We start from the raw sequence: 17,650 nt of genomic DNA on the forward strand, positions 1-17,650 counted from the left end.
CCGGCCGGGGCGCCGGTGGAGGCGGATCCCGGGCCGGCCGTGCTGGTGCTCGACCGCCGCAACCGGCTGCAGGCCCTGTCCGGGCCGGCCGAGGAACTGCTCGCCCGGCTGGCCGACCCGACGCCGTCCTCGCTCGCCGTCCCGACCAGCGTGGCGATGGCCGCCGAGCAGGCCCGCCGGACGGCGCACGGGCTGCCCGCGCCGCAGACGCCCGTACGGGTGCGGACCCGGGACGACCGTTGGTACCTGCTGCACGGTGCCGCCCTGCGCGGGAGCGACGGGGCGGCGAACGCGGTGACGGTGGTGGCCTCGCCCGCCTCGCCGGCCGAGGTGATGCCGCTCCACCTGGCCGCGTTCGGGCTGACCGCCCGTGAGCAGGAGGTGGCGCTGCTGCTGGTGCGCGGCGGCGACACCCGGGACGTGTCCCGCCTGCTCTCGATGACGCCGTACACGGTGCAGGACCACCTGAAGTCGGTGTTCACCAAGACCGGCGTGGGCAGCCGCCGGGAGCTGATCGCGCGGATCATGCTCGGCGAGGGGCACGGCTGACCCGCGCCCCGCGGTTCACCGCTTCCCCGACATCCGGACACCGGCCCGGCTCCCGATCACCGGAACCGGCCCTCGTCGAGGCGTAGAACGCAGATGAGGCGAACAGCTCGGTCAGTGGTCGGGCTGGTGCGGTACGCGCCGTGCCCTGGTGAACTTCTGCCGTCCGGTGCCGGCGGCGAGCTCGCTGAGGCGCTCGCCGATCGCGGAGACACCGGGGCGGGGCTCTTGCGCGAAGTACCAGGGCTTGCGCCGGCGCAGCAGGGCCTCACCGTGCTCGCTCCAGGTGAAGCCGGGCTTGCGCAGCAGCTTTCGGAACACCGCGTCGACCGTCTCCGGGTGGGCAGCGGCCAGGCGGCGGATCGGCAGCGGCGCGATCGACTCCTCGCGCAGGTAGGCGCGGAGCATCTCCTGGTACCGCCTGCGGCCCGCGAGAGCCGGGTCGGCGAAGAGGGCGCGCAGCATTCCGTAGTCGGCGTAGAAGTTGAGCCCGTCGACCTCGTCGTAGATGACGCCGACGGTGTCCGAGTCCGCGAGTTCCCGGGGCAGTTCGAAGGCCGGCAGATCGAGGCCCGCATGCCGCCCGCCTCGCGCGCGGCCCGGGTGTTCGGCGACGGCGGCCTCCTGCCGGTTCCGGTAGTAGGCGTTGACCCGGCGTTCGGCCTCGGCAGGGGTGAGGACCAGTTCGTCGCCGCCGCAGAACTCGATGAAGGCGGCTCGGTCCTCCCGCAGCCGGTGCCATCCCTGTTCGATCTTCTCGGGGTTGCGGAAGACCAGTTCGGGGTGGTTGGCGGCCAACTGGATTGCGGCCTGGGCGATCTCGGTGGCGCTGGACTTCGGGTAGTACGACATCGCACCGGAGATCAGCCACGCCCCGTCGGCCGGGTGGACGGGCACCAGGCAGACGAGGAGGAATCCCCCCTTGGACACTCCGCGGAAAGCCGCCCGCCCGACGTTCGAGTACGTGCGGTACTCCAGGTCGTCGATCAGGTTCAGCAGGACGACGGCGTCCCCGTCCTTGCGCTGGACCTCGAAGACGCCCTCGACCGGGTCACGCCAGCCGAGCAGCATCGCCCGGTCGGCGTCGGTCAAGTCCCTTCGCACGTCGACGAATCGATCCACCACGGTCGAACCGTCCGGCAGGCGGTACCGGAGGATGAAGTTGTCGATGATCCGGATCGCCGCACCCTCGTCCAGCCGCCGCTCAGGGCCTGCTGCCTCCAGGAGGAGGGGTGTCAACCACCGGTCGAAGCGCGATCCCCGGGCGAAGACGACGAGTTCGCCCTTCAGTTCGGAACTTCGCTCGATCAGGCCGCTCAACGACGCCTCGTCCACGCTCGGTACAACGACAGTCATGCGGGCCCTCTCGGTCTTGAAGGTTCCGGGCGCTCACTGTGCCCAGTAGTAGCGATAGGCCGCGACCCACTCCGCGCCGTCCGGCGCAGGGTCCGGCAGGGGAAGGTCCAGGAGCCCGATCGTCTGCCGGAACCCTCCGCGGGTGCACAGGGCGACGATCCTTCCGTCCCGCGCGAGGTCGACCTTGCGTACGGTCACCTCGACGCCCAGCACCAGGGTGCTGAACGGCACCGACAGGTTCTCCTCGATGGCGGCGAACAGACCCGACACCTGCTCGTGCTCGTCATACGTGTCGACCGTCGCCTCATCGACCAGCGCGGCGAGTTCTCGCCTGCTCAGCGCGCCCATGGCACCACGCTATCCGATTGTCCCTGACCGCTGCGCGAGCAGCCCGAAGGTCCACCGAGATGCGCGCGTGTCATCGTTTGTCGGCGAGGGGCACGGCTGCCCCGCGGCCAGCGCGAGGGCGCCCTCCCGGTCGCCGCGGGGCGGTCGGGAGGGCGCCCTGTCGGACGCGCGGGCGGGGCGGCGGCGTCAGCCCCAGTTGCCCACCAGCGGGACGTCGCCCGGGCTGCCGAACTTCTTGCTGTAGATCACCAGGTCGGAGTTCTCGGCGGCCCCGTAGAAGGTCTGGTCGCCGGGCCGGTAGACGCCGATGGTCTCCTTGCCGGTGCCGTCCCAGTCGCCCTTGATCGGGCGGTCGCCGGGGTTGCCGAACCTGACGCCCGGGCGCGGGTGCTCCGTCCGGTTGGAGTCGTTCAGGTAGAAGGTCTGGGTCTGCGGGTCGTAGACGCCGACGGTGGTGGTGCCGTTGCCGTCCCAGTCGCCGACCAGCGGCTTCCAGCCCTCGTTGCCCAGCTTGATCCGGTACGTGAAGGTGGAGTTGTCGTCGGACAGGTAGAAGTACTGGTCGCTGGGCCGGTAGACGCCGACCGTGGTCCGTCCCTGTCCGCTCCAGTCGCCGACCAGCGGGATGTCACCGGGGACCCCGAACGGGAAGGTGGCGGCCACGGTGGCGTTGTCGTTCGACAGCTGGAAGGTCGAGGTGTCGGGGTGGTAGACGCCGATGGTGTCGGTGCCGGGACCGTTCCAGTGGCCGGTCAGCGGGACGGCGTCGCCGCCGCCGCCGAACCCGGTCCGGCCGGTGTACCAGCCGTTGTGGGCGGCCTCGGCGAAGCCGGCGTCCGACGGCCGGTACACGCCCACCGAGGCGGGTGCCGGCGCGGGCGTGGCGTTGACCACGGCGCTGCCGATCCGCTGCTGGGCCGCGACGGTCAGCGGCACCTTGGTCGGCTGGTCCGGGCCGAGCCAGCGGAAGTTCTGCAGGTAGACGACCCGGGGGTCCTGCGCGGCGATCGCGCGGTACTCGTCGTTGTACGCCGCGACGTCCGCGTCGGTCTTGCCGGAGTAGCAGCCGTCGGCGACGCCCTGCTCGTTGGTGGACTCCGGGAAGAGCATCAGGTGCTGGTCGGGCGAGGAGAGGAAGGTCTTCAGGTTCGCCAGCCGCCACTGGATCTCGCCGCGGCCCACGCAGTAGTAGTCGAAGCCGACGATGTCGACCTCGGGCGGGATCGGCGCGGTCTGCTCGGCGTTCCAGCGGTCGAGGCTCATGATCAGCGTCTTGTCCGGGAACGCGGCCCTGATCTGCTGGGCCTGCGCCTTGACCTGGTCGCCGTTCAGGCCGTGGGAGTAGGCCTCGTCCGTCATGTCGACGGCGGCGATCTTGTCGATGTTCGGTCCGATGCGCTGCACCAGATCGAGCAGGTTCTGCGCGGCGTTCGGGTTCGGGGTGACCTGCCAGTCACCCGGCGAGCGCGGGATCACCGTCTCCTGGTTGAGGTCGATCACGCAGGAGGCCGGCAGGCACTGGTCCAGGAACTCCAGGCGGGGGTCCTGGTCGCGCAGGTAGTTGTTGAAGTTGGTCCACTGCGCCACCTCCGGCGCGTGGTTGGCGCCGTAGTTCGGCTCGTTCGGGTCCCGGATGTCGAAGAACCCGTAGTAGCCGAGCCCGCCCAGCGTGGAGACCCGCAGGTCGTCCACCGTGGTGACCCGGCCGGCCGCCGAGTGGTGGGCGCCGAGCGAGACGTAGCCGTCGCGGGGCAGCTGGGCGGCGGTGCGGCCGGAGAAGACCGTGGCGCCGTTGACCCGCACGGTCGCCTGCTGCTTGTCGCCGGTCTTCAGCGCGACCGACACCTCGTAGGAGCCCGCAGCGGGGACGGCGGTCAGGGCGGTCGGCGTGCCGCCCTGGAAGAGCGTCAGCCCGCCGTCGGCCTGGACGCGCAGGCCGAGCGCGATGTCCTCGGCGTCCACGGCGCCCGTGCCGCCCGAGGCGTTGCTGACGGCGAGGGAGGCCCAGTCCTGGCCGCTGGTGGCGCCGACGACCGGGGTCAGGACGGCGTGCACCGTGTAGGCGCCGCTCTGGACGTCCGAGGTGGCCGGCTTGTTCAGGCGCACCGCCGAGGTGCCCTTGGGGAACGACAGCACGTTCGGCTGGGCCGGGCTGTTGACCTGCACCGAGCCCGCCGGCGGGTCGAGCGCCAGGCCCTTGACACCGGAGACGGCGGTGTAGTCGGCGGAGATCAGGCTCGGCTGGCGGGCGCTGAGGTCCTGGTTGAGTCCGAAGTCGGCGGTGGCGTTGGGCGCGCCGTCGAAGGTGTCGACGAGCGGCTTGGCGCTGCGGGTGGCGCTGGTGTCGATCCGGCTGACGTTCAGGCCGTGGCCGGCGCCGTCGCCGAAGGTGGTGACGCGGTTCGGGTCGGAGAGGTAGGCGCCGAGGTAGAGGAACTCGCTGCCCGGCCAGCGGGTCACCCCGGCCGGCGCGGAGACGGTGAACGGGGTGCCGTTCACCGTCAGGGTGACGGCGCGGTCGGCGCCGGTGGAGACGGTGAGCGCGACGGCGTACTGCGCCGCGGGTGCCACCGAACCGGTCCAGAAGGGCGTCTCGCCGCCCCCGCCGTGGAAGAGGGCGAGCTCGCCGCGCGAGTTGACGGTCAGGCCGAGGTCGACGTCGCCGCCGGTGACGTAGCCGTTGCCGCGGTGGCTGCGGCTCAGCACGATCGAGCCCCAGTCCTTGCTGGTGGTGTCGCCGACGACCGGGTCGATCACCGTCGAGACGGTGTAGTGGCCGGTGCCGTCCGCGACGGCCGGCGCGCCCAGCATGACCGCGGAGACGCCCTTGGCGAACAGCAGCTTGTTGGGGTGGTCCGGGTGGCTGGTCTGGACGAACCACTGGTCGGGCGCGACCGAGGTGTCCCAGCGGCCGGAGACCCGGGTGTAGGAGATCCCGTGCTGCTTCTCCGGGGGCGACTGCCGGGCGTCGATCCCGACGTTCAGCCCGTACATCGGGTCGGTGTCCTGGGACGGGTCCAGCCGGAAGGTGTCCGCGAAGGCGCGCGTGGTGTTGAGGTCCACCGGCGTCGGCCCGGACCCGTCACCGGCCGGTGCGGCGCCGGCCGTGGTGGCGCCTGCCGTGGTGGGGGCGAGGCCCGCGGGCAGCAGCGCCAGCGCGAGCGCCGAGGCGCCGGCCAGCAGCCTCCGGCGCAGGCGTTGAGTGAGTATCACCGAGTCTTCGTCTCCCGGTCGTCGAATCGGCGGCGCGGGCGTGCGTCGCCGAAGGGAGCGGACACGGCTGTGTCGTACCAGCTCGGCGCACTTCCCCCTGGGCTGGGATCATAGGGGGTGGATACGAACGGCCGTGCCACAACCCCGTTCCGGCGGGCGGTCGTTCGCCCCCGACGTCACGGGAGGACGGCGACGGCCGGCGGCAGGTGGCCGACGGGCAGGCGGGGGTCGGCGCGCAGCCAGTGCGGGCCCGTGGTCCAGCCGAGGAGCACCCGGCCCGCCCCCTCGTCCGCCGAGCCCCCGGCGGCGGCCTGGCGCAGGCCGGTCAGGGCCGGGGCGAGGCGGGCGGCGACGTGCGCGGGATGGCGGGCGGCCTCCGCGTCCAGGCCGGCGATGGTCCGGGCCCGCTCCTCCGGTGCGCACAGCGAGAGGTGGAAGACCATCTGCCGCCACGCGTACGCCGCGTCCTTGATCGCGGCGAGCGGGCGCGGGTTGCCGTGGACGCGGGCCGTCCGGCGGCAGACGGTGGTGAAGGCGCGGCGGGCGAGGTCGTCCCAGCCGGGGCTCGGGCGGATGCCGACGCGGGCCACCAGGACGGCGAGGTTGTGGGTGGTGAGGATCTGGGCCTGCTCGACGACCTTGCCGTTGGCGGCGACCGACCGGGCCGGGCCCGGCCCGGCGCGCCCCGTGCACAGCTCGGCGAACCGCGCCGTCCCCGCGTCCGTCCCCGCGTCCGCCGTCGCGAGCCCGCGCAGCGCCGCGTAGTCGATGCCGTAGTACCGCTCGTACAGCGTGCCGCCGAGCAGTTCCGCGGCGACGCCCGCCGCCGCGAGGAACTTCGGGGTGAACCTGCCGACGAAGATGTCCGCCGCCAACTCCTCCACCAGCGGCGCGTCGAGCCCCGACTGGCGGGCGAGCACAGCGAGTTCGCGGACGAGCGCGTTGGGCAGCAGCGTGCCGGGGAACGCCTGGACGGCCAGTTCGCCGAGCCGGCGCAGGGCGGTGAGCGCGGGCCCGCGGCCGTCCTCGTCGGAGCGGTGCGCCGCCACCGCCCGTACCCAGGGCAGTTCCTCGACCCGCACCTGTGCGGCGAGGTTCAGCAGGAGCAGCGAGCGGCGGTTGCGGAACGCCCGGTAGTTCGCGGCGGCGAGGGTGCGCAGCGCCGCGTCCGGACAGGCCTCGACGCCGGTGGCGGCGACGAGTTGCGGGACGAGTTCGGCCAGGACCTCGGCCGAGGGCACGACGCCGCGCTCCACCAGGGTGCCGATCGGGGCGCTCAGGGTGGCTTCCACGAGGTGGCGGACCGGGGCGGGAACCGGGGTGCCCGCGGGCAGTCCGGTCTCCGCCGCCTCGGCGGCGGTGACGTCGGCGACCAGCGGTCCGACCTCGGCGGCGCCCGTCTCCTGGGGCTGTACGGCGAGCCGGCGCAGCACGAGCTGGGCGAGGTCGTGGTACGAGGGCCGCGCCGCCTGGACGGCCTGGCGGGCGCGCAGTTCGGTGTGCGCGGCCGATCCCGGCCGGCCGCGGCGGCGCACCATGGAGTCCACCGCGTGCCGCAGCAGTCCCAGCCGGCGGGCGTCCAGCGGCCGGCCGGCGACGGCCTCCTCCAGGGCGCCGCGCAGGATGCCGAGGTTCTCCTTCGGGTCGCGGTGCTTGGTGCAGCGGGTGTGGGCCGCGGCGAGTTCCCCGTACTGGCGCAGCAGCAGCGCGCCGCGCTCCCGCCAGAGGCCGTCGGGTACGCCCGCCGGTATCCGTCCGGTGTCGCCGGTGGTCCTCGGGTCGGTGGTCTTCGGGTCGACGGCCTCCGGGTCGACGGCCTCCGGGTCGACGGCCTCCACGCCGGTGGTCTTCGGGTCGACGGCCTCCAGCCAGTGGGCGAGCAGCCGGTCGCCGAAGGGCTGCCAGACGGCGAGGGCCTCGCGCTGCGCCTCCACGGCGGCGTTCGGCCTGCGGCCGACGAGGGAGTCGACGGCGTCGCCGAGGGTGTGCCGGTGCACCGCCTCGGGGTCCGGTGCGGGCAGCGCGGAGGGCCGGGGTGCGAAGCGCAGCCGGGAGGCGAACGGTTCGAGGGTGTCGACGAGGTCGAGCGCGGCGGCCGCGTCCCCGGCCCGGACCAGCCAGGCGACCGTCAGCAGCGCCGCCTCCTCGGGCACCGCGACCTCGTAGCGGCCGCTGTCGAGCAGCTCGTACAGCCGGGCCAGGCCGGGCTCGGTGAGGCAGTGGGCGAAGAGGGCCCGGCGGTCGGCCGGCACCCCGGCGAGGGCCGCGGCCTCGCGCTCGTACGGCTGGAGCGGCCCCTCCGCGCTCGCGGCGGAGGTGGCGAAGCCGCCGCGGACGACCTCGGGCGTCACCCAGGCGGGCAGCCCGGGGAGCGGGGTGCGCGAGCCGACGGCCGGCCGCCCGGCGGCGGTACCGGCGAGCACGGCGCGCCAGCGGTCGGCGCGGGCCGCGGCACGGCGGCGGGTCTCTCCGTCGGAGTGGGTCAGCGCGGTGAGCAGCGCCCGGGCCAACTGGTGCTGCGGGTACGGCACGGACACCCCGGCCCCGGTGGAGTGCTGCTGATCAGCGTCGTCGTCCATAAGCCGACGTGGCAGGTTCCGCCCCTGCGCCCTCCGGGTCTCAAGCCCGGTGCTCTCCTGCTGAGCTACACGCCGTCGGGCGTGACACTAGACGCTCGGCCCGCGCGGGCACAACGCGCTTTCCGTCACCGCCGGCACGTCCACCGCCGGCACGTCCACCGCCTCCGACGCCAGTGCTTCGTGGACATGATTGTTCACGGCTGCATCACGACTTGACCACGGGACCGGTATCCCTCGGAACCGATCGCTACGGTTCCCCTGCCACAACTGTCACGTCATGGGGGGACCATGCGTCGTACCGTCACTGCCCTGCTGGCCATCACGGCCGCTCTCGGCCTCACCGCCTGCGACCCGAAGGGCTCCACCGGGAGCGGCGCCGACACCACGGCGGGCCCGTCGGCGGCCGGCGCCCCCTCGCAGGCCGCATCCGCAGCTACGCCCACAGCCGATGCACCCGCAGCCCCCGCACCCGCTCCTACACCCGCAACGGGCGCACCTGCGGCCGCCGCCGCCGGAACGGCCGTGCTCCCGAACTTCGTCGGCATGGGGCTGCAGTCCGCCCAGGACACCGCGCAGAGCGCCGGGTTCTTCCTCCTGACCAGTCATGACGCGCTCGGTCGCGACCGCAACCAGATCCTGGACCGCAACTGGAAGGTCTGCGCGCAGAACCCGGCCCCGGGCAGCCACCCCACCGGCACAAAAATCGACATGGGGGCGGTGAAGCTGGAGGAGAACTGCCCCGCCCAGGACCAGGGCGCCAACGGGCCCGCCAAGGCCGGATCCACCATGCCCGACTTCAAGGGCAAGGCCGTCTCGGTGGTACGGGATTCGCTGCCGGGCAACACGTCCCTCAGCACCAAGGACGCCGGCCCGAAGAACCGCGCCGTCCTGGTGCAGTCGAACTGGCAGGTGTGCGGCCAGGATCCGGCTCCGGGCGCCGCCCTCACCGGTCAGCCGGTCAGTGTGACGGCCGTGAAGTTCGGCGAGACCTGCCCGTAACGGCCGGGCCCACCGGAATGCGATCGATCGTTTTCGGTCAGGTACAGAAATCCACCGATGAGGATCTATCAGCGGCCTGATCACCGCCACTAGGGTGCGGCGCATCCCCGTTGTTACGCCCTCCCGCGCCGTGCCCACGGCGGGGAGACGACCGATCGGAACGGTGTCGCCGTGACCAGGATCCTCCGCAAGCTGATGACCCGCACGGGACGGGCCGCCGCCACGGTCGCCGTCCTCGCGGCCGCGCTCACCGGCACGACGGCCGCCGGCACGGCCTCCGCGGCCGGCGGCTGGAGCTGCTCCGGGGCGCCCGTCCCGGCCGGCTACGTCATCACCATGTACAACGCCGGCGGCTGCAACAACCACGGCTCGTGGTACCAGCAGCCCGCCCAGAACCGGCTGTGGACCTGCTCCGGCTCGCCCATCGTCTCGGGCTACGTGCTGACGAACTACGACGTCAAGGGCTGCAGCGGCGTCGGCGCCTGGTTCCACGAGCAGGTCCGCAACGGCATCTGGACCTGCCCGTACTCGCCGATCCCGGCCGGCTACCGCAGCACCACCTACGACGCCCGCGGCTGCAGCGGCCTCGGCGCCTGGCTCACCGTCAAGATCTGAGCGCACCCGTACGGCGGCGCCCCCTCCACCGCGAGGGGGCGCCGCCGTACGAACCCGTCGGCGACCGAGAAGTCCGCCTGCTTCGGCCTGCACCAGCCGGTGCAGGCCGAAGCACGCCGAAGCACGCCGAACACGCCTTCAGGTCCGGGGTGCGACGCGGTCTCAGCCGACGACGCCGCGCAGCCTCGACCGTCAGGCGGCGAAGGCGGCGAGGAGCTTGTCGGTGAGGCGGTCGAGGTAGTCGGGGGCGGTCGCCGTATGGACGACCGCGAGGCGCCAGTACAGCGGGCCGGCGAGGAAGTCGAGTGCGAGCTCGCGGTCCACATCGGCGGGGAGTTCGCCGCGGTCGACCGCCCGTTCCAGCAGGCCGGTGGCCTTGCTACGGCGGGTGTCGCGGACGGCGGTCATCAGCATCTGCGCCAGCTCGGAGTTGCGACCGCTTTCGGCGAGCAGATCGGGGATGATCTTCGACGGGAGCCGGTGGCGCAGCGCCCCGTCGATCTCGGTGAGGAAGGCGAGGACGTCGCCGCGCAGGGTGCCGGTGTCCTCGATCTCGGAGGCGTCCACGGCCACGGCCCGGATCAGGGCGACGGTCATGTCGAGCTTCGACGGCCAGCGGCGATAGATGGCGGCTTTGCCCGCCCCGGCGCGCTTGGCGACCGCCTCCAGGGAGAGCCGGGCGTAGCCGACGTCTGCCAGTTCCTCGAAGAAGGCGGCCGCGATCGCCTCGGTCACGGAGTCCTGGAGCACCGGCCCGCCGGGCGTCCGGCGCGCGGGCTGCTCGGAGGGGCCGGGGGTCGCGGGCCGGGGCGCGGGCGTGTTGGACATTCCCCGAACCTACACCAGTCGGAACGCTTGCGTCTCGGCTGGGAGGGGGCTAGCTTTAGGCGAGACGGAACCGTTCCGTCTCAGCAATGTCGGGAGTACCCATGCGATTTCCTCTTCGAGGACGAGTCGTTCTCCTTCGAAACACTCCGGGCGGCCGGATTCGCCAACTACGGCGGCGCCGACCTGGGCGAGGTCGTGGCCACCGCCCGGAACATCGGCGAAGGCGACGAGGCGGCGTGGCTGCGCGAGTGGAAGGCCACCGCCGAACGCGTCCACGACATCGGCGACCGCGCCCTGGCGGCCGGGCACCGGGTCAGCGCCCGCGAGGCCCTGCTTCGCGCGTCGAACTACTACCGCACTGCCGAGTTCTACCGCCGCGACGACCCCGCGAACGACCCCGAGGCCAAGAGCCTCTCCGCACTCTCCCGGGAGACCTTCGCCGCCGCGGCGGCCCTGCTGGACACCCCCGTCGAGGCCGTGACCATCCCCTACCAGGACACCGGCCTGCCCGGCTACCTGTTCCTCGTCGACGACTCCGGCGCCCGGCGCCCCACCGTCCTGTTCACCAGCGGCTTCGACTCCACGCTGGAGGAGGCGTACTTCGCCGTCGCCGCGGCCGCGCTGCGACGCGGCTACAACGTCCTCGCCTACGACGGTCCGGGCCAGGGCGCGGCGCTGCGCGAGCAGCGGCTCGCCTTCCGCCCGGACTGGGAGGCCGTGGTGACCCCGGTGGTCGACTACGCGCTGACCCACCCCGAGATCGCCGCCGACGGGCTGGTCCTGTTCGGCTACAGCCTCGGCGGCTACCTGGCCGCACGCGCCGCCGCCCACGAACACCGCCCGGCCGCCCTGGTGCTGGACGACGGCCTGTACAGCTTCGGGGAGGCCCACGACCGGTTCATGCCGCCGTTCCTGCGCGAGTGGATCGAGGCCGGCCGGGACGACCTCGTGGAGCCGGTCATGGCTCTGCTCATGCAGGCGAGCACCCAGTTGCGCTGGGCCCTGCGCAACGGCGTGTGGACCTTCGGCGCCGCATCGGTGGCGGACTACATCCGCCACACTGCCGACTACACCCTCGACGGCGTCGCCCGGCTCATCGACTGCCCCACCCTCGTCCTGGACGCCGAGAACGACCAGTTCTTCCGCGGCCAGCCCCAGCGGGTCCAGGCCGCGCTGACCTGCCCCCACACGCTCGTCACCCTGACCGAGGCCGAGGGCGCGGGCGAACACTGCCACATGGGCGCCATGTTCCGCTTCCACCAGACGGTCTTCGACTGGCTGGACACCACCCTGGCGCGGGCAGCCGGGCCCGCGAGCTGACGGGCGCGCCCGCCGGCCGATCACTCCGCGCCGACCCCGCGCCGACGCCGCGCCGACCCGCCCCGCGCCGACCGACCGACCACGCCCGCGGGACACCCCTCGGATGCGCCTCCGGCCGGGTCCGTCCCCTGCGCGAACCCGACCGGCTGCCCGTGCGGCGCGTACGGGACGGGCGCGTCGACCAGGCCTGCGGCCGGATACGGGTGCGTCTGTCCTGTGCGTGGAGATCGATCGTAGGCAGCCGGGCCTTACCGATCGCTTACCGATCCCTGGCCGCTCGCCATCGCCACCCCGCGCCGCCTCGCGCCGCCCCACGCTGCCTCGCGCCGCCCCACGCTGCCTACCGGATGTCGCTCAGTTCCCGCGCCTCATCCAGCACCCGCGCGGCCGACTCCGGCAGCCCGGCCGCCTGGTACGCCCGGCCGAGCGCGCGCAGCGCCTCCGCCAGGAAGGAGCGCCAGCCGCGGGCCCGCCACACCAGCACCGACTCCTCCAGATGCGCGACCGCCGAGGCGTGGTCCCCCGCCGCCAGGTCCAGCTCCCCCAGGATGCCGAGGGCCTGGGCGAGGTGGTGCCCCAGGTCGAACCGGCGGGCGATGGCCAGTGCGGCCTCCGCCGTCTCCCGGGCGCGGCCGTCGCCGGTGGCCGCGTACAGCATGGCCAGGTAGAGCAGCGAGAACGCCTCCACGTAGCGGTCCTTGAGGCAGCGGGCCATGGCGAGCGAGTGGAGGAGCAGCTCGCCGGCCCGCTCCACCTGGCCGGCCCGGCCGTGGGCGGCTCCGAGGAACTGGATGGCGGTCGCCTCGAAGCGGGTGTTGCCGATCAGCCGGGCCAGCCGCAGCGTCTCGGTGAGGTGCTCGATCGTGCGGTCGAGGTCCGTCTCCCCGTGGGCGATGGCGATGATCTGGTGCGCCCGGGCCTCGCCGCCCGGGTGGTCGTGGGCGGTGGCGAGGTCCAGGGCGCGGTGGCCGGCCTCCAGGGCCTCCTGTTCGCGGCCCTGGGCCACCAGGCTCCAGGCCGTCAGGACGAGGGCGTCGGCGGTCCCGCGTTCCTCCCCGACCTGCTCGAACAGCCGCTGCAGGTGCCGGGCGCGGTCCTCCAGCGCGACCATCGTCTCGGTGCCGTCCTTCAGGTCGACGGTCGTCCCGGAGCCGTCGGCCGGGGTGGTCCAGGTCGTCACCTCGATCAGGCCGCGGGTGAGCACGGCCGTGCCCAGGGCGTCGCCGGCGGTCCGGCAGGCCTGGAGGACGGTCAGGTGGGTGGTGCGCCAGTCGTCGTACAGGCCCCGCACGTCGCAGTACTTCTCCTGGCAGGCGGCGAGGTCCCACGCCACCGGCACCATGCGCAGCGCGGCGGCCTGCCGGGCGCTCGTGTTCAGGGCCGGCTGCTCGGCGTCGAACCAGGCCATCGGGTCGTCCAGCAGCGCCGCCGCGACGCCGGACGGCATCGGGTGGCGGGGTGCGGTGCCGTGGATCGGGGCGAAGCACGGCCCAGGCACCTGGTCGGCCGCCTGCTCGGCCAGCCAGAGCCAGGCGCCGAAGGCCCGTTCGAGCGCGGCGGTGCGCGCGGCCGGTTCGTCCGCGGCCTCGGCGTGCTCGCGCGCGTACAGCCGGACGAGGTCGTGGAAGCGGTAGCGCAGGTGCGGCTCCGTGCCGGTCTCCTGCAGGAGTTGGGCGTCGATCAGCTCCTCCAGCTGCCGCTCGGCCTGCTCCGGCGTGATGCCGGCCATCGCCGCCGCGGCCCACGGCGCGAAGTCGGGCGCGTCGAGCAGTCCGAGCAGCCGGAACGTGCGGCGGGTCGGCTCCGACAGCCTGGCGTAGCCGACGGCGAAGCCCGCCCGTACGGCCAGGTTCCCCGCGGCCAGCTCGTCGAGCCGTCGCCGTTCGTCGCGCAGCAGGTGGGCGAGCCGGGCCAGGGTCCAGCGCGGCCGGGCGGCGAGGCGGGCCCCGGCGATGCGGACCGCCAGCGGCATGCCGCCGCACAGCTCGACGATCTGGGCGGCGGCCACCGGTTCGGCGGCGACCCGCTCGTCCCCGAGGATGCGGCGCAGCAGCGTCCGGGCGTGGGGGGCGTCGAGTTCGTGGAGGTCGACGAGCCGGGAGCCGGGCAGGGCGGTGAGCGCGGCGCGGCTGGTGACGAGGACGGCCGGTCGGGCACCGGACCGCTTGCCGGTTCGGCCGCCTGACCCGTCGCCCGGCGGTTCGTCCGCGGCCGCCGGTGTGCCCGGGAGCAGCGGGACGATCTGCTGCTCCCCCGCGGCGTTGTCGAGGAGGACGAGCGTGCGGCGACCGGCGAGCAGGGTGCGGTACAGCGCGGAACGCTCCTCCAGGGAGGCCGGGATCTCCCGGGGGTCGGCGCCGAGGGCGCGCAGGAAGGCGGCCAGGACGCCGGCCGGGTCGGCGGGCGTCTCGTCGGACCCGCGCAGGTCCGCGTAGAGCCGGCCGGCCGGGTAGTCGACGGCGGCGAGGTGCGCGGTGTGGACGGCCAGCGCGGTCTTGCCGATGCCGCCCATGCCCGCGATCACCGGTACCCGGCCGGCCGCCAGGGCGTCCAGCACGATCCGCACCTGCTCGTCGCGTCCGGTGAAGTCCGGGATGTCCCGGGGGAGTTGGGAAGGCACGCGGACGGGCCCGGGGTCCGGCCGGGCGCCCTCCCGGTCCTGCGCCAGCAGCGCCAGGAAGACGTTCCGCACCTGCTCGCCCGGCTCGATCCCGAGCTCCTCGGACAGCCGCCGGCGCAGCGCCTGGAAGCGGCGCAGCGCCTCGGCCGCCCGACCGTCCGCCGCCAGCAGCTCCAGCAGGGCTGCCTGCAGGGGCTCGTCGAACGGGAACTCCTCGGCGAGCGCCGTCAGGGCGGGGACGGCGGTCCGGGACGCTCCGGCGGCCGTCGCGGCCCGGGCCAGCGCCAGGGCGGTGGCGCGCACTTCGTGCTCCACGGTCGTGACCAGCGGGTCCTCGCGGTTCACCCGTTCCAGCCCGGCCAGCACCGGGCCGCGCCGCAGGCCGATCGCCCCGGCCGGGTCCCCGTCGGCGGCGAGCCTGCGGAACCGTCCGAGGTCCACCGCGTCCGGCCCGGTCACCAGCCGGTAGCCCTGCCCGTCGGACTCCAGCGCCACCGCCTCGTCCCCGAACCGCCCGAGCCAGGTGCGCAGCCGCGACATCCCGGTGTGCACCGCGCCCCGGCCGACCCGGTCCGACTGCTCCGCCCACACGAGGTCCAGCAGCCGCCCCACGGGCAGCCGTTCCCCCTCCGCGAGCAGCAGGGCCCCCAGCAGCCCCCGCAGCACGGTGGCCCGCGGCAGCGCCTGCGGCACGGCGTCCACATCGACCGTCAGGGGCCCCAGCAGCCCGAACGTCATCTTCATCCGCTTCAGTCCCTCAATGCTCACGACCGCACCGAGGCCCGCCCCGCCGCCCGATCGGGTGGCGCCCACCGACCCCGGCACGACCCTGACACTAGTCCGGGCACTGATCAACAGCGGCCACCGGCCCTGCGGTCCGCCGCCCGGCACCGCACCTCGGCGGTACCGCAGCTCGTCAGTACCGCACCTCGACGGTCGCTCCGACGGCTCGCAATTCGGCCGCCACGGCCTCGGCGAGGTCCGACGTCACGTCGTCGAGGACAACCGCGGGCAGCCGACCGAGCAGGGCCTTGCCATGCCACAGGCTGAGCCCGGTCCGACGCCTGACGGCCTTCGCGACCTCCAGCACGCGCGGCCCCGCATCGGTCACCACGACGCGGATGGGCCCCCCGTCACAGACCAACTCGAAGTACCCGTCCGCCACCACCGCTCCCCCGCCCCCAGCCGTTGCCCGGAGGATAGACACTGCCGCAACGCCCGGTCGACCGAAATTCGCCCGGTCCGATCAGGAGCCCGTCAGCAGGGAGGCGAGGTAGGCCTGGGTCTCAGGGTCGGTGGAGTAGAGGCGGGTGCCGTGGGTGGCCCGGGTCGCGAGGACCCGGTAGGTGTTCAACGCGTACCGCAGGTACTGCTCCGGTGGCAGCGTCCGCAGTTGCCTGACGTCGTGGCTGGCCTCGGGGCGGGCCTGCCACCGGTCGTCGCGGCGGACCAGGTCCCCGCCCAGGATGACCGCGCCGAAGGCGTACTCGAGGCCCTGGGCGGTGTAGATGCAGCCGACCTGGTCGTGCCCGCCGCGGTCGGTCGCCCAGTAGGGGCGGGCCGGGACGTCGGGAAAGCCGGGGACGGGCTGCTCGGCGCGCAAGTTCCAGGGGCGGGCCCAGGAGCGCTCGCCGTGGTCCGGGCCGTGCCACCGAATGGCGACCTCCGGCTCCAACGGGGGCACGTCATCGGCGTTCCAGGGCCAGCAGAACCCCGCGGTGATCCGGGCGCTGCGGCCCCGCGCGGTGTGGTCGTCGACCCAGGCGGCGAGCGCGTCCGGGTCCTCGGCCACCGCGAGGTCGTAACCCGCACCGTCCCAAGGCCGCGCGGCGCCGGCCGGGGAGAACAGGAGGTCCACCCAGTGGTGGTAGGCCTGGGAGCCGTTGCAGCGGAACTGGGCCTCCAGGTCGACGTGCCGGAACGCCGCCCCGGACGCCCTCGCGTGGCGGGCCAGTTCGTCCAGCGTGAGCCCCTCGGTGGGACGCACGATCTGCCGCTCGTCGAGGAAAAGGACCAGGACGCCTACCCGGTCGAGCAGGTTGCGCAGGACGACGGGGAAGCCGCTGCCGCGCTGGTGCGGGTAGGTGGCGGCACGGTGCGCCTCGTCGAGGAGGACCACGCTGTTCTTGTCCAGCCCGCCGGGGGTCTTGCCCTTGAACGTCGCGACGAGGCCTCGGGACTCCTCCCGCAGCAGCCGCTGGAGCTGCCGGGTGAGAGTGCCCGAGGGCGTCAGCAGGCGCGGGTTGCGCCGTGGCATGCGGCAGAGTTCGCCCATGAGGCGGGCGGCGATCACCGTCTTGCCGGTACCGGGCCCGCCGGTGACCACGACCATGCCCCCGGGCCCGCGCTCCCCGGCCGCGCCGAGGGCCGGCTCACGCGCGGTCGCCTCCCGGACGGCGTCCAGGATCGCCCGGCGGGCCCGATCCTGTTCACCGACCAGGCGGAACGCGCGCCGGCCCTCGATGTTGGCGGCCAGCCGCTCCAGGGCCCGCTCGGAGGGCCGGTGTTCGCCGGCGATGAAACGGTCGACGGCCCCGCTCGGCGCGGGTGTCAGACCGGCGCAGCCGAGGCGCTCCGCGAGTTCGCCCGCGGGCACGCCGGCCGCGAGGTCGTCGCGGCCCAGCAGGGGGAATTCGGCGCTCGGGGAGCCGGGGGGCGCCATCTCCCGCAGGCGCTCGATCAGGTCGGCGGGAGCGTTGTGCAGGACAACCGTGCCCTTCGCCTGCACACCGCTCCCGCCGTCGGCCCAGTCCCGCAGGTAGTGGACGTATCCGCCGGTCTGTCGGGCGGGGTGCGGCACAGTCCGCCGACCAACCTCCAGCATCCCCGGGTGCCCCGGTGCGGGCCTCGCCACGGTCCACTGCTTCAACTCGAGCACCACGACCGTCAGGGCACCGGCCGTGTCCTGCCCGACGACGGCCGCGTCGACACGCTCACCCGTTCCCGGCAGCGACAGTTCCAGCAGGACCTCGAGGCCCCCCAGGCCTGCGCGCACCAGCGCGTCGAGGAGTACCGGCCAGCTCCGCTGCCAGCTGCCGGCCTCCTCCGCCCCGGGAGCCGTACCGTGCCTGGCCCGGAGCCGCGCTGCGCAGGCGTCCACGAAGTCCGGCTGCGCGGCCCGCCGCGCCACGTCGTCGATGGTCCCCCGGTGTACGTACATGACCGATGGATATCACCACCGACCGACATCGCCACCGGCGGGCGCGGACGCCCGACGGCGTGGGCC

At 73.9% G+C, this 17,650-nt stretch carries 12 protein-coding genes and 1 tRNA gene; 4 read left to right on the plus strand and 9 right to left on the minus strand.

Annotated elements, in window-relative coordinates:
* Nucleotides 1-549, plus strand: a 549-nt coding sequence (locus tag ACFWJ4_RS36705) for a helix-turn-helix transcriptional regulator (RefSeq protein ID WP_380552416.1), incomplete at its 5' end; no start/stop codon positions are given.
* A 111-nt stretch (nucleotides 550-660) separates the two neighbouring features.
* On the opposite strand, the gene ACFWJ4_RS36710 is transcribed toward ACFWJ4_RS36705, so the two are convergent.
* The 5 genes from ACFWJ4_RS36710 to ACFWJ4_RS36730 form a co-directional block, all read right to left on the minus strand.
* Nucleotides 661-1,902: a hypothetical protein gene (locus ACFWJ4_RS36710; protein ID WP_380552419.1), complete on the minus strand. Its 1,242-nt coding sequence runs from the start codon at nucleotides 1,900-1,902 to the stop codon at nucleotides 661-663.
* A 33-nt stretch (nucleotides 1,903-1,935) separates the two neighbouring features.
* Entirely contained in the window at nucleotides 1,936-2,250 is a 315-nt protein-coding gene (locus ACFWJ4_RS36715; protein WP_380552421.1) for a hypothetical protein, read from the minus strand.
* A gap of 186 nt (nucleotides 2,251-2,436) precedes the next feature.
* On the minus strand, nucleotides 2,437-5,463 hold the full coding sequence (locus tag ACFWJ4_RS36720; RefSeq protein ID WP_380552424.1) for a hypothetical protein: 3,027 nt from the start codon (nucleotides 5,461-5,463) through the stop codon (nucleotides 2,437-2,439).
* Between the two features lie 176 nt (nucleotides 5,464-5,639).
* The gene (locus ACFWJ4_RS36725) at nucleotides 5,640-8,042 is read right to left on the minus strand and encodes a hypothetical protein (RefSeq protein WP_380552427.1); all 2,403 of its coding nucleotides are present in this window, start codon (nucleotides 8,040-8,042) and stop codon (nucleotides 5,640-5,642) included.
* 3 nt (nucleotides 8,043-8,045) lie between these two features.
* Nucleotides 8,046-8,117 (minus strand) — tRNA-Ser (locus ACFWJ4_RS36730).
* 213 nt (nucleotides 8,118-8,330) lie between these two features.
* On the opposite strand from ACFWJ4_RS36730, the gene ACFWJ4_RS36735 reads away from it, so the two are divergent.
* A complete protein-coding gene (locus ACFWJ4_RS36735) occupies nucleotides 8,331-9,041 on the plus strand; it encodes a hypothetical protein (RefSeq protein ID WP_380552430.1) in 711 nt (236 codons plus the stop codon).
* A gap of 171 nt (nucleotides 9,042-9,212) precedes the next feature.
* A complete protein-coding gene (locus ACFWJ4_RS36740) occupies nucleotides 9,213-9,656 on the plus strand; it encodes a hypothetical protein (RefSeq protein ID WP_359909300.1) in 444 nt (147 codons plus the stop codon).
* Between the two features lie 192 nt (nucleotides 9,657-9,848).
* Here the strand turns inward: ACFWJ4_RS36740 and ACFWJ4_RS36745 are convergent, their stop codons facing one another.
* Nucleotides 9,849-10,484, minus strand: coding sequence for a TetR-like C-terminal domain-containing protein (locus ACFWJ4_RS36745; protein ID WP_380552432.1), 636 nt, complete (start codon nucleotides 10,482-10,484; stop codon nucleotides 9,849-9,851).
* A 195-nt stretch (nucleotides 10,485-10,679) separates the two neighbouring features.
* Between ACFWJ4_RS36745 and ACFWJ4_RS36750 the strand changes: the two genes are divergently transcribed.
* A complete protein-coding gene (locus tag ACFWJ4_RS36750; protein ID WP_380552435.1) occupies nucleotides 10,680-11,804 on the plus strand; it encodes an alpha/beta fold hydrolase in 1,125 nt (374 codons plus the stop codon).
* Nucleotides 11,805-12,144: 340 nt separating this feature from the next.
* Here the strand turns inward: ACFWJ4_RS36750 and ACFWJ4_RS36755 are convergent, their stop codons facing one another.
* The 3 genes from ACFWJ4_RS36755 to ACFWJ4_RS36765 all read right to left on the minus strand — a co-directional run bounded on the left by ACFWJ4_RS36755 (nucleotide 12,145) and on the right by ACFWJ4_RS36765 (nucleotide 17,584).
* On the minus strand, nucleotides 12,145-15,192 hold the full coding sequence (locus tag ACFWJ4_RS36755) for an ATP-binding protein (protein WP_380552438.1): 3,048 nt from the start codon (nucleotides 15,190-15,192) through the stop codon (nucleotides 12,145-12,147).
* 148 nt (nucleotides 15,193-15,340) lie between these two features.
* Nucleotides 15,341-15,589 (minus strand): ribosomal protein L7/L12, encoded by a 249-nt coding sequence (locus ACFWJ4_RS36760; protein WP_380552441.1) that lies wholly within the window; start codon nucleotides 15,587-15,589, stop codon nucleotides 15,341-15,343.
* Nucleotides 15,590-15,670: 81 nt separating this feature from the next.
* On the minus strand, nucleotides 15,671-17,584 hold the full coding sequence (locus ACFWJ4_RS36765; protein WP_380552444.1) for a DNA/RNA helicase domain-containing protein: 1,914 nt from the start codon (nucleotides 17,582-17,584) through the stop codon (nucleotides 15,671-15,673).
* Nucleotides 17,585-17,650 lie beyond the last annotated feature (66 nt).

It is taken from the genome of Kitasatospora sp. NPDC127067 (genome assembly GCF_042724755.1).
GTDB lineage: Bacteria > Actinomycetota > Actinomycetes > Streptomycetales > Streptomycetaceae > Kitasatospora > Kitasatospora lactacystinica.